Annotated in this window: 8 protein-coding genes and 1 pseudogene; 7 read left to right on the top strand and 2 right to left on the bottom strand. The window is 64.2% G+C overall.

What is annotated here, in order from left to right; genetic code table 11:
* Window positions 1–659, bottom strand: a pseudogene (locus tag AAHM41_RS16555) (IS6 family transposase); the annotation flags it as partial.
* Window positions 660–1,551: 892 nt separating this feature from the next.
* Here AAHM41_RS16555 and AAHM41_RS16560 point away from each other — a divergent pair.
* The 3 genes from AAHM41_RS16560 (at window position 1,552) to AAHM41_RS16570 (ending at window position 4,212) form a co-directional block, all read left to right on the top strand.
* Window positions 1,552–1,920: a hypothetical protein gene (locus AAHM41_RS16560; protein ID WP_342237664.1), complete on the top strand. Its 369-nt coding sequence runs from the start codon at window positions 1,552–1,554 to the stop codon at window positions 1,918–1,920.
* A 14-nt stretch (window positions 1,921–1,934) separates the two neighbouring features.
* A complete protein-coding gene (gene ydiK / locus AAHM41_RS16565) occupies window positions 1,935–3,041 on the top strand; it encodes an AI-2E family transporter YdiK (RefSeq protein WP_342237665.1) in 1,107 nt (368 codons plus the stop codon).
* Between the two features lie 151 nt (window positions 3,042–3,192).
* A complete protein-coding gene (locus tag AAHM41_RS16570) occupies window positions 3,193–4,212 on the top strand; it encodes a 2-hydroxyacid dehydrogenase (protein ID WP_342237666.1) in 1,020 nt (339 codons plus the stop codon).
* Here the strand turns inward: AAHM41_RS16570 and AAHM41_RS16575 are convergent.
* Window positions 4,203–5,891 (bottom strand): ABC transporter ATP-binding protein/permease, encoded by a 1,689-nt coding sequence (locus AAHM41_RS16575; RefSeq protein ID WP_342237667.1) that lies wholly within the window; start codon window positions 5,889–5,891, stop codon window positions 4,203–4,205. The genes AAHM41_RS16570 and AAHM41_RS16575 overlap by 10 nt on opposite strands.
* 281 nt (window positions 5,892–6,172) lie before the next feature.
* Here AAHM41_RS16575 and AAHM41_RS16580 point away from each other — a divergent pair, with 281 nt between their 5' ends.
* The 4 genes from AAHM41_RS16580 to AAHM41_RS16595 all read left to right on the top strand — a co-directional run bounded on the left by AAHM41_RS16580 (window position 6,173) and on the right by AAHM41_RS16595 (window position 12,911).
* Window positions 6,173–7,237 carry a class I fructose-bisphosphate aldolase gene (locus AAHM41_RS16580; RefSeq protein WP_342237668.1) on the top strand — a complete coding sequence of 355 codons (1,065 nt, stop codon included), beginning with the start codon at window positions 6,173–6,175 and terminating at the stop codon, window positions 7,235–7,237.
* A gap of 87 nt (window positions 7,238–7,324) precedes the next feature.
* Window positions 7,325–9,730, top strand: a complete 2,406-nt coding sequence (locus AAHM41_RS16585; RefSeq protein WP_342237669.1) for a phosphoketolase family protein — start codon at window positions 7,325–7,327, stop codon at window positions 9,728–9,730.
* Between the two features lie 14 nt (window positions 9,731–9,744).
* Window positions 9,745–10,314 carry a histidine phosphatase family protein gene (locus AAHM41_RS16590; RefSeq protein ID WP_342237670.1) on the top strand — a complete coding sequence of 190 codons (570 nt, stop codon included), beginning with the start codon at window positions 9,745–9,747 and terminating at the stop codon, window positions 10,312–10,314.
* An 80-nt stretch (window positions 10,315–10,394) separates the two neighbouring features.
* A complete protein-coding gene (locus AAHM41_RS16595) occupies window positions 10,395–12,911 on the top strand; it encodes a glycogen/starch/alpha-glucan phosphorylase (RefSeq protein ID WP_342237671.1) in 2,517 nt (838 codons plus the stop codon).
* Window positions 12,912–12,928 lie beyond the last annotated feature (17 nt).

A 12,928-nucleotide genomic window follows, 5' to 3' on the forward strand; every position in this document is an offset into this window, starting at 1 on the left:
CCTCGGCTCGGAACAGCCGGTGCGTGCGAGCGGTCGTGAGATGACGGCAGGTGTTGAACGTGTTGTAGGTCGCGGCATGCATCGACAGGAACCGCTGCGCCGAGGCGGCCGATTTGAACCGTTGCAGCTTGCGCTCGCGTCGGCGAACCGGGACATGCGAGCTTTCGGCTCGGTTGTTCAGCCGCTTGCCTCGAAGATGGGCTATGCCGTCGAGCCGCAGATCACGAAGTGCCGGTCCGTAGGCCGGACACTTGTCAGTGATCCACTGGTTCGGGGCGATCCCCTGCTTCTTGAGGAGCTTGCGCATCAGCTTGCGGGCCGCGGCCGCGTCCCGCCGGCCTGAACCAGCACCTCGAGCACCTCACCCTCGGCATCGACGGCGCGCCAGAGGTACATCTGCTTGCCGCCGCTCCGGACGTACATTTCGTCGAGGTGCCAGCGCCGGTGCGGCGCTGGCAGCTGCGCGCGGAGGCGCCGGGCGATCATCGGGCCGAACGCACTCACCCATCGACGGACCGTCTGTACGACACCTCGATGCCGCGCTCGGGGAGCAGGTCCTCGACGTCGCGGTAGCTCAGAGTAAAGCGGAGGTACATCCAGACGGCACGCTGGATCACGTCGGATGGAAAGCGGTAACCGGAATAGCCAGGCGGGGTCATGACGACCGCTACGCTGACCGCCGGCGCGCCGCGAGGGCGCGAACGTGACGAGCCCGCAGTCGAGGTCCTTGGCAACGATCGCATTCATAGCCCGCAGCTCGGGTCCGAGCTGTGTACTGCGCGATTTGACCCTTCCAGCCCGCACTTCGGCGCCTCGAAGTGTTGGTTTTCGGCCGTTGTCGAGCGTGTCGGTCAGTGATGGACAAGGCTGCAGTGTTCCCTTTATGCACTGAGCCCAAAACTTGCGTGCTATCGCCAGTTGCGCAATAATCGGATTTTGAGCGAGCCGCTTCACTTGCTAGACTTAGGGAATAGAATTTGCCGGGCGCCTCCACACGCCGATTGGTCGATGCATAGAGGCAAGAAGGGAGTTCTCAATCAATGCTATATATTGCGTCTCGGCGATACGCTCATGCGAAGTCTTGCAGAGACATCGCAAGGACGGCACTTGCTGTTATTACAATATCGCAATCCCTGACCATCCTTAGTTCTGAAGCACACGCAGCCGAGTCACTCTTTGTTGATTTCCCATACATGGTTCTGTGTGAGCTCAGCGGTATCCATCGCGCTTTCTATTTCGCAAAAATGAACCCCGACGGCGTTGTAATCTATATCGCCCCCGACGGGGCGGCTGGCACCGTAACTATAGCTGGCAAGGCGGCGCCGGTTGGTGGGGAATGGTCGGGAAGTTGCTCAGGAAAAACGCTTGCACAACTGCGATCTGCAGGTCAAGCGTATTATCTGCAAATGCAGTGATAATCCACGAGGCCTTATTTTTACTATTCGATATTGTCGCAGTGGAAATATCGGGTACCGGCCGGCGGCTCTCAGGCTTTATCACGAGCCTTGCTGAGTACAGTCGGCCGCGAACGCGATAATCGTTGGGCCGACCGTGCTCGTTACCCTGCTGCAGGAAGCCGACGCCGAGGCCATGCGTCTGCACCTCGGACTGGGGCGGCCTCGTGACATCATCGCCGCGCTGACGCGCTATCGGGAACTCCACGTCTTCGGCGCCGACACCAGCCTCACGGCCACCGGCGAGAACCGTCCCGAAGTCTTATCACAGCAACTGTCCGCCGACTATGCGCTGTCGGAAACCGTCAGCACGACACCCGATCGCGTCCGGCTGCGCGCCCTTGTCGAGGGCCTTCGCAAAGCCGGGCGACATACCGAGGGCGCGAACCTAGTTGCTCGAGTGGAGCCGATCGTGCGTCACTCCCAGGTTCTATCGGCCTTCCTCGGTTGGCGTTCATCTCAATGAAGGGAGGGGTCACCATGGCCGTGTCGCGACAGGATCTCCCGCGGATCACGTTGGCAGTTCTCTTCATCGTTGCGCTGATAGGGGTATGCCTCTGGATCCTTCGGCCTTTCCTCCCCGCGATGATCTGGGCGGCGATGCTGGTGATCGCGAGTTGGCCCCTCCTTCGCCAGGTGCAGGCTCGGCTATGGGATAGTCGCGGGATTGCCGTCACGGTCATGACGGTATCGATCCTGCTGGTGTTCGTGGTCCCGTTCTGGCTCGCAGTCGGTACGATCGTCAGGCATTCCGGGGAGATCGTGGAGTGGGGCGTGTCGGTGACGTCGACAGAGTTGCCGCCCCCGCCTGCCTGGCTGGAGCAGTTGCCATTGTTCGGCCCAGACGCCGCCCGCGCCTGGCAGAATGTCGGCGAGGCCGGCATTGGCGAGCTTCTGGCCCAGGCGAGGCCGTATTCCGGCAGGATCATGCAGTGGTTCCTCGATGCCATGGGCGGCCTCGGGGGCGTTCTGTTGCAGTTTCTGCTCACTGTTGCGGTCGCGGCGATCATGTATGCGCGGGGCGAAGCCGCGGCGGCGATAGTCAAGCGCTTCGGCATTCGCCTTGCGGGCGTGCGCGGCGAACAAGCTGTCATCCTGGCGGGCCAGGCCATCCGTGGTGTCGCGCTCGGTGTGGTCGTCACTGCCTTGATTCAGTCGGCCATCGGCACCTTCGGCCTGGTATTGGTGGGATTTCCGTTCGCGTCGGTGCTCTGCGCCGTGATGTTCATGCTGTGCATCGCCCAGATCGGACCGGGACTGGTCCTCGTACCCGCCGTCATCTGGATGTTCATCCGCGACGACCCGGGCTGGGCGGTCGTGCTCCTGGTCATAAGCCTCGTGGCCATCACAGTGGACAATTTCATTCGTCCCATCCTGATCCGCCGCGGCGCCGACCTGCCGCTGCTTCTCATCCTGGCGGGCGTGATCGGCGGACTGATCGCGTTCGGCCTTGTCGGCATCTTCCTGGGGCCGACGATCCTTGCCGTCGGCTACACCCTGCTGCTCGCCTGGATCGACGAGTTGGACGCGGGCGAGGACGCGCCCGGGACCGGGAGCCGCCAGGGGCAGATGGATGATGTCGGATGAGGAGAGTTCGCAAGATCCCCAGCAGCCGACTGGCTTCACAGCACCAGCCAGGATCGGGGATATTCCTCTGACCATCTGTGGGCGAACCGTCGTCGCTTCGGTTCGCCCCATCGGCGACCCCATCCGGGTCAGCGTCGACGGGGAGCGATCCATGCGCGTCGCGGTGTTCGGTACAAAGAGCTATGACCGGCTGTCTCTCGAGGCGGCCAACACCCGTTTCAGCCACTTGCTCACCTTCCTCGAGCCGCGGCTCGATATCGATACCGTGCCGCTCGCCCATGGCTTTCCCGCGGCTTGCGTGTTCGTCAACGACCTCGTCGATGCCGCGGTGCTGGAAGCCCTGCACGCCGGCGGCACCCGGGTCGTGGCGTTGCGCTGCGCCGGCCACAACAACGTGGATTTGGCCGCGGCCGCCCGGCTCGGCATCGCGGTGGTCCGGGTACCGGCCTACTCGCCCCATGCCGTCGCCGAGTTCACGATCGGCCTGATGCTGGCGCTCGACCGCAACATCCATCGTGCCTGGGCCCGGACACGCGATAACAATTTCGCGCTCGACGGTCTCGTCGGCCGCACGCTCCACGGCCGGACTGTGGGCGTCGTCGGGACCGGTCGCATCGGGGCGATCGTTGCCCGCGCGCTGCTGTTCGGCTTCGGCTGCGAGGTTCTGACGTTTGATCCGGCCCCGGACGACGCTCTCCTGGCCGACGGCGTTCGCTACGTCGATCAGGCAACCCTGCTCGACCGGGCGGAGATCATCAGCCTGCACTGCCCGCTGACGCCGGAAACCCGCCACTTCATCGACGCCGCCGCGATTGCGCGGGCACGACCGGGCCTGATGATAGTCAACACCAGCCGAGGCGCCCTGATCGACACGACGGCGGTCATCGAGGGGCTGAAGAGCCGCAAGCTCGGAGGCGTGGCGCTCGACGTCTATGAGCAGGAGGAAAGCCTCTTCTTCGAGGACCTGTCCAGCGAGATCATCCAGGACGACGTGTTCCAGCGGCTGCTCACCTTCCCCAACGTGCTGGTGACGGGCCATCAGGCCTATCTGACAGCGGAAGCGCTCGCGGCGATCGCGGAGACGACGCTTGCGAGCCTCAGCGATTTCGAGGCCGGACGGCCCTTGATCCATCAGCTTTCTTCTCCGCGCACACGGGCCCCTCACCGCTGATTGACAATCCACCTCCAGGCCCCGTCCTCTCCACACTCCAAGACCGCGTCATACAGATCACGCGACTTGTCGATGCCTCCGTTGTTGACGTAGGAAATCAAATTCTCAGAAAGAATTTTCAATCCCTTTTCGAATTGACCTGCAGCCAATATGTCATCGACTCTGTCAAGAAAGACGAATCTCGGCTTCATCATGACAACGCGGGCAATGGACAGAAGTTGCAGTTCCCGCAGCGAAAGCAGCGTCACCCAGTCCTGCTCCGTACCCAACCCCTCGGCCTGGGTCACCACCTGGTCAAGGTTCAGCGCGGTCAGCAGCGTGAGAAGCCGCTCGTCTGAAGCCCGATCGTCATCCGCGACACGCAGCAGGACCTGTCGGAGGGTGCCCTGCGGCAGATACGGCCGCTGCGGGAGAAAGATCAGGTCGTCCGCACCAGGGCGAACGATACGCCCCTCACCCGCCATCGGCATCCCGGCCGTCGCCCTGAATAGCGCCAGCCCCGCCTCCTGACTCGTCCCCGTCACCAGAACACGGGTCCCAAACGGGATCGATATGGACAAGTCCTTGAGCAAAAGATCGCCGCTGGTCGACGACCTTAAGGTCAAGCGCTCGTAGGCCAGCCTGTCATCGGCACCGGCAATCTCAATGGACGTCGCCGGGCTTGTCTGCGATTGCTCGACGGCATCCATCAGCGAACTGAGCCGTGCGACGACGGCCGCGAAGGAGGACAGTGACTGGAACTGGGTGACGACCAGGGAGAACGCGGCGACGAGCGCCGTGAAGGCCATGGCCGACTGCGTGATCACGCCGAAGTCGATCTCCCCGTCGATGAATGCCGGAGCGACAATCAGGGCCGGAATGATCTGAATCATCCAGTTGTAGCCCGTGGTGAAGAATCCCAGGTTGCGATTGACGGCGATGATCCGACGCAGATTGCCGACCAGATCCTCGAGCCGATGCAGCAGCCGCGCGGCCTGCCGGGGCTCATGGCGTTCCAGCATGATGGACTCGGCGCTCTCCCGAACCTGGATGAGTCCGGAGCGGAAGCTGGCCTCCTTGTCGAGCTGATCGTAGTTCAGCGTGATGAGCGGTCGTCCCAGCACGATCGCCACATACGAACCAAAAGCCGCGTACAGAACGGCAACTGTGAACAGCATGGGGGTGATCGACCACAGCACACCGGAAAAGGCCAGGATGGTGAAACTGCTGTTGAGCGCCATGAGGACGAAGGAGAGGGTGGTGACAGTGAATGCGCGGACATCCTCGGAGATCCGCTGGTCCGGGTTGGCGAGTTCGCCGGATTCGTCCAGACGATAATAGGTCCGATCGGCAAGATAGAGAGTGATTGCTCGACGAGTCACGAATTCGCGCCAGAGCAGCGCCAGGCGCTCCTCGGCAAACCGGGCGATGACCGCGACGATGGTGGAGGCGGCGAACACCCCGACATAGAACAGCGCTTGCCGTATGAACTCGGCTTTGTCGCGATCCGCGATGGATGTCATGAAGTTTCGGCCGACAAAGCTGTTGGCAACATTCAGCCCATTGACCGCGCATAATAGAGCAACAAGCCCTGCAAATATCAGTTTTGCCTTCCAGCCAACGTCAGAGCCGAAGAAATTTCTGACCGCACGGATAAACCGGGCAGCAATCATTTTGTATTGAACCTTCTCCCCATCCATTTCGGCCTCCGGCAAGCTCAATGAGCCACGCACCCGGGGCCGCAGACTCGTGCCGTCCGGCGTGGCCGCTTCGATCAGCCTTCGACGGGCTCTCCTTGACGAAGCCTCCGCTGCGCGATCATGACCCGACAGTCGCCCCATCGGAGCTTAATGCGCGCGCGCGCAGGCGATTTTGCGCCAGAGCAAAGTCGTCCCCTCCCCTGCGGTCTATCCTCTTGACCGGTTCGTCACCGGCGGTGGCCAGCCAAAGGGAGGGATCTGTCCAGACAGGGGTTCGGACCATGGCTGATGATCTGCGGGCTGCGGCGGAGATGCTGGTCGCCGATGGAAAGGGGATTCTCGCGGCCGACGAGACCGTCCCCACCCTGACCCGGCGGTTCGACACGATGGGGATCGAGTCCACGGAACAGAGCCGGCGCACCTATCGCGAGATGCTGTTCGCTGCCGAGGGCCTGGCCGAGTTCATCAGCGGGGTCATCCTGCAGGACGAAACGATCCGCCAGACGAGCGGCGACGGAGTGCCGTTCAGCGAGTTTCTCGCGGGCCGGGGCATCATGCCGGGCATCAAGGTCGATACCGGCGCCAAGGCGCTGGCCGGTTCCCGGGACGAACACGTCACCGAGGGGCTCGATGGGCTGAGGGATCACCTGTCCGAGTATCGCAGCATGGGCGCCCGCTTCGCGAAATGGCGGGCGATCATCCGCATTTCCGATGCCCTCCCCAGCCATGCATGCGTCAGCGCCAACGCGCACGCCCTTGGACGGTACGCGGCGCTCTGCCAGGAGCAGAACCTTGTGCCGATCGTCGAGCCTGAGGTTCTGATGGCCGGAGCCCATACCATCCAGCGCTGCGAGGAGGTCACCGGCATGGTTCTCCGGGCCGTGTTCCAGGCCCTGGTCGAGCAAGGCGTTTCGCTGGAATCCATGCTGCTCAAGCCCAGCATGGTGATCGCGGGCAGCGAGTGCGCCCACCGATCCTCGGAGCAGGACGTTGCGACCGCCACGCTCCGCTGCCTGCGACGGCACGTGCCGGCGGCCGTGCCCGGCACCGTTTTCCTGTCGGGCGGACAGGAGGACCGGGCGGCAACGGCACACCTGAACACCATCAACCAGCAGCCCGGGCCTAAGCCCTGGAAAATCAGCTTCTCCTATGGACGCGCTCTCCAGGACCCGGCGCTGGAGGCATGGCACGGCCGGAAGGAGAATCTGGAGGCAGGGAGACGGGCTCTCTGCCACCGCGCGCGCTGCAACAGCGCGGCCAGCCTCGGGACCTACAGCGACGCGATGGAAGCTGGTCCGGCGAGATCCGCCAGCCCAGGCCATCGTCACCATTGGCACGACGACTGAGCTTGCGAGGCCCGGCTCGCGTCGACCAGCGAGCTAGCCCCGTGAGACATTCAGTTCGAAGAGATCGGTACAGGACAGGAGAAGTTCATGGCGAACACACTGTCGGAGAAGGAACGTGCCCTGATCGATGCATATTGGCGAGCAGCCAATTACCTTTCAGTCGGGCAGATCTATCTATATGACAATCCGCTGCTCAAGAAGCCCCTGAGCAAGGATCATATCAAGCCACGGCTGCTTGGCCACTGGGGAACCACGCCGGGCCTGAACTTCATCTACGCCCACCTGAACCGGCTGATCCGGAAGCACGACCTGGACATGATCTATATCACCGGTCCCGGTCATGGCGGCCCCGGCCTGGTGGCGAACGCCTATCTCGAGGGGACCTACAGCGAGGTCTACCCGAATATTTCCACCGACGAGGCGGGCATGAAGCGCCTCTTCACCCAGTTCTCGTTTCCCGGCGGCATTCCCAGCCATGTGGCGCCGGAGACCCCTGGGTCGATGCATGAGGGCGGCGAGCTCGGCTATGCCGTCTCGCACGCCTACGGCGCCGCATTCGACAACCCCGACCTGATCGTCGCCTGCGTCGTCGGCGATGGCGAAGCGGAGACCGGACCGCTGGCGACCAGCTGGCACTCCAACAAGTTCCTCAATCCGGTCACCGACGGGGTGGTGCTGCCGATCCTGCACCTCAATGGCTACAAGATCGCGAACCCCACCGTTCTGGCCCGGATCAGCCACGAAGAGCTGGACCACCTCTTCCGCGGGTACGGATACACACCCCATTTCGTCGAGGGCCATGATCCCGACACGATGCACGAGCTCATGGCCGCGACCCTGGACACCATCATCGGCGAGATCCAGCGCATCAAGTCCGACGCGCGGGAGCACGGATTCCGGGAACGTCCCCGCTGGCCCATGATCGTGCTGCGCACGCCCAAGGGATGGACCTGTCCAAAGGAGATCGACGGCAAGCGCACCGAGGACTACTGGCGCTCCCACCAGGTGCCGATGGGCGAGATGCACGAAAACCCCGCCCATGTGAGCATCCTCGAAGACTGGATGAAGAGCTATAAGCCCGAGGAACTCTTTGAGGACGGCGGGCGGCTTCGCGCCGAGCTGGCCGAGCTCGCCCCTAAGGGCACCCGCCGCATGAGCGCCAACCCGCACACCAACGGCGGCGCGGTGCTGCGGGATCTGAGGCTCCCGGATTTCGCCGACTACGCGGTCGCCGTGCCATCGCCCGGAGCCGTCACCGCGGAATCCACCCGAGTCATGGGTCGCTTTCTTCGCGACGTGATGAAGTTGAATATGGAGGCACGAAACTTCCGGCTCTTCAGCCCCGACGAGAACAACTCGAACCGCTGGCAGGATGCGCTCGAGGTCACCAATCGCGCCTGGGTCGCGGAGACCCATCCGTGGGATGACCATCTCGCGCCGGATGGCCGGGTGATGGAGATGCTCAGCGAGCACCAATGCCAGGGCTGGCTCGAAGGCTACCTGCTGACCGGCCGGCACGGCTTCTTCTCATGCTACGAGGCGTTCATCCACATCATCGATTCGATGTTCAACCAGCACGCCAAGTGGCTGAAGGTCTGCAACCACATCCCCTGGCGGCGGCCCCTCTCCTCGCTCAACTATCTGCTGTCGAGCCATGTGTGGCGGCAGGATCACAACGGCTTCAGCCACCAAGACCCCGGCTTCATCGATCACGTCGTCAACAAGAAGGCCGAGGTCGTCCGCGTCTACCTGCCGCCGGACGCCAACTGCCTCCTGTCGGTGACCGACCACTGCCTGCGCAGCCGCAACTACGTCAACGTCGTCGTGGCCGGAAAGCAGCCGGCGCCTCAGTGGCTGACGATGGACGAGGCGATCAGGCACTGCGCGGCAGGGCTGGGGATCTGGGAGTGGGCCAGCAGCGATCATGGAAGCGAGCCCGACGTGGTGATGGCCTGCTGCGGTGACGTGCCCACCCTGGAGACGCTCGCCGCCGTCGACCTGCTTCGGACCCATGCTCCCGACCTGAAGATCCGCGTCATCAACGTCGTCAATCTCATGAAGCTGCAACCGGCGAGCGAGCACCCGCATGGCCTGCCGGACCGCGATTTCGATGCGCTGTTCACCACGGACAAGCCGATCATCTTCGCGTTCCACGGGTATCCCTGGCTCATCCACCGACTGACCTATCGACGGAACGGCCACGGCAACCTGCATGTGCGCGGCTACAAGGAGGAAGGCACCACCAGCACCCCGTTCGACATGTGCGTGATGAACGAGCTCGACCGGTTCAATCTGGTGGGCGATGTGATCGACCGCGTGCCGGGACTCGGCGCGCGTGCCGCTTACGCCAAGCAGGCGATCCGCGACAAGCTCATCGAGCACAAGCGGTACATCGGCCGGCATGGCGACGACATGCCCGAGATCACGGGCTGGTCGTGGGGACAGGCGAAGGCTGTCGGAGGCGCGCGTTCGACGGAGGCCGACAACGTCTGAGACGGGAGGCGGTCGTGGACGCTTTCGTGATCAGGCATGGGGAAACCGCATGGAGCCTGAGCGGGCAGCATACAGGCACGACGGACATTCCCTTGACCGAGAACGGGCGGCGGCTCGCTGAGCGATTGCAGCCCGTGCTGACCAAAGAGGTGTTTGCGCTGGTTCTCGTGAGCCCGATGCGGCGGGCCCGGGAGACCTGCGAACTGGCGGGGCTCGGCCAACAGGCCGTCATCGACCCCGACCTGATGGAGTGGAACTACGGCGAGTATGAAGGACTCACGCCCGAGCAGATCCGGGCGAAGGCCCCGGGCTGGCTGATCTTCCGGGACGGCTGCCCTGGTGGCGAGGCCCCGGCGCAGGTGGGTGCCAGGGTGGACCGGGTGATCGCACGGTCACGTGCGATGGAGGGCGATGTTGCGCTGTTCGCCCACGGGCACGTGCTGCGCGTGCTGGCGGCGCGCTGGCTCGGCCTGCCTGCGGAGGCCGGACAACACTTTCTCCTCGGCACGGGGACGCTCAGCGTGCTCGGCGGCTATCGCGGCGTACCCGCCGTGCGGATCTGGAACGGGCCGCTCGGGGCCTAGCGCGGCCGCCCTACTCGATGCCGTGCGAGACGAGAGCCAGGGACCGGGACGGCACCCGCGTCCCGGGGAGGAATGAGGCGATGGGCAGCGACGGGAAGACGGCGATGCTGACGACGCCGGGCGCACCGGCAACCGATCGAGACAAGATTCTCGAGCAATATGGATGCGGTCCGATCCAGTTTACCGGTGCGGGGGATGCGCTCTACGAACGGCATCTGCTGTTCGACAGCCTCGTCGATCCCGCGGCGGTGGGACCGCGAGAGCGCTATGAGGCGATCGCCCGGTCCGTGCGGGACGTGCTGTCGCAGCGGTGGCTGCGAACGGAACAGACCTACGATCGCGAGAACCCCAAGCGCATCTACTACCTTTCGATGGAGTTCCTGATCGGACGCTCCCTGTCCAACAACATCACGAATCTCCTCCTGACTCCGATTGCGCAGCGGGCGATCGAGGAGAAGGGCATCGACTGGCTCGCCGCGCTCGAGCAGGAACCCGACGCCGGGCTGGGGAATGGTGGGCTGGGCCGGCTGGCGGCGTGCTTCCTCGACTCGATGGCCACGTTGCAGTTGCCGGCCATGGGGTACGGGCTCCGATACGAGTATGGAATCTTCAGGCAGGCCATCCGCGACGGCTGGCAGCAGGAGCAGCCGGACAACTGGCTGAGGCGGCCCGATCCATGGGAGGTCGCCCGGCCGCAGGAGCAGGTCGAGGTCAAGCTCGGCTGCGCCTTCGAGGTGCGCGGCGGGACCCTCGCCGTCGTCACCGGCCGGTCGTCGACCCTGCTCGGCATCCCCTTCGACCGCCCGGTGGTCGGCTATGGCGGGAAGACGATCAACACGCTCAGGCTTTGGGCCGCGGCCGCGCCCAACTTCTTCGACTTCCAGGCGTTCAGCGCCGGCGATTTCGTCGGCGCGCTGGCTGAACGCCTTACCGCCGAATCCTTGACGCGCGTCCTCTATCCCGACGACTCCACGAGCTTCGGGCAGGGGCTCCGCTTCGTGCAGGAGTATTTCCTCGTCAGCTGTTCCCTGGCCGATCTGGTGCGGCGCTTCCGGCGGAGCAACGCCGATTGGAACGCGCTGCCCACCAAGGTCGCCATCCAGCTCAATGACACGCACCCCGCCCTCGCGGTTCCCGAGCTGGTGCGGATCCTGCTCGACGAAGCGCAGCTAGGCTGGGACCTGGCCTGGAGCCTGACCCGGCGGACGCTGGCCTACACCAACCATACGCTCCTGCCCGAAGCGCTGGAGAAATGGCCGCTGCGGTGGTTCGAGCTGCTGCTGCCGCGCCACCTGGAGATCATCCTCAAGATCAACAGCCTCCTGCTGGCGGAGGTGCGGGCGCGCTTCCCCGGCGACGAGGGCCGCGCCCAGCGCGTCAGCCTCGTCGAGGAGGGTGGCGATCGCAAGATCCGCATGGCCAACCTCGCAATCGTCGGCTCACACAGCACCAACGGCGTCGCGGCGATCCACTCCAATCTCCTGCGCACCGTGACGGTCAAGGATCTGGCGGAGACATTCCCCGAGCGTTTCAGCAACAAGACCAACGGTGTGACACCGCGGCGCTGGCTCCTATTGGCCAACCCGGGTCTTGCAGCGGCCATCACCGAGGCCATCGGCGACGGTTGGATCACGGACCTGTCCCAGCTGGCGAAGCTCAAGCCCTTCGCCGACGACCAGGGGGTCCGCAGCGCCATCCGCAACGCCAAGCGTGACGCCAAGGCGCGGTTCGCCGATTGGCTCAGATCGACGTCCGGCATCGTCCTCGACCCGGACTCGATCTTCGACAGCCAGATCAAGCGAATCCACGAATACAAGCGACAGCTCCTCAACGCGCTGCGCGTGGTCGTGCTCTACAATCGCCTGCGGCAGGATCCGGGGCTCGACATCGCACCGCGCACGTTCCTGTTCGCGGGCAAGGCGGCCCCCGCCTACCACCTGGCCAAGCTCATCATCAAATTCCTCAACAACCTGGCCGCGACGATCGATGCCGACCCCTCGGTCCGCGGCCGCCTCAAGGTCGTGTTCCTGCCCGAATACTGCGTGTCTTTGGCCGAACGGCTGATCCCCGCCACCGACGTCTCGAACCAGATCTCGACCGCGGGTTACGAGGCGAGCGGGACGAGCAACATGAAGTTCATGATGAACGGCGCCCTGACCATCGGGACGCGCGACGGCGCGACGATCGAGATGGCCGAGGCTGCCGGCGAGGAGAATTTCTTTCTGTTCGGGCTGACGGCGGACCAGGTGTCCGGCAATCGCGGCTGGTACAGCCCGCGTTGGCACTATGACAACGAGCCGGAGACCCGTGCAGCACTGGACCTGATCTTCCAGGACCATTTCAGCGGTCCGGACCAGGGCATCTTCGAACCGCTGCGCGGGACGCTGCTGGCCGGCGGGGACCACTACATGCACCTCGCCGATCTGACCGCCTATCTCGAGGCGGATCGGAAGCTGCTCGAGCTGTACGCTGATCCGGAGGCGTGGGCGCGTACAGTCGTGGCCAACGTGGCCTCTTCCGGCAAGTTCTCCAGCGATCGCACGATCGCCGAATACGCGACCGGGATCTGGGGCGCAAAGCCATGCGCCATCCCGTAAGGGAGCACGCCTTCGTT

The sequence above is a fragment of the Inquilinus sp. OTU3971 genome (assembly GCF_038440215.1).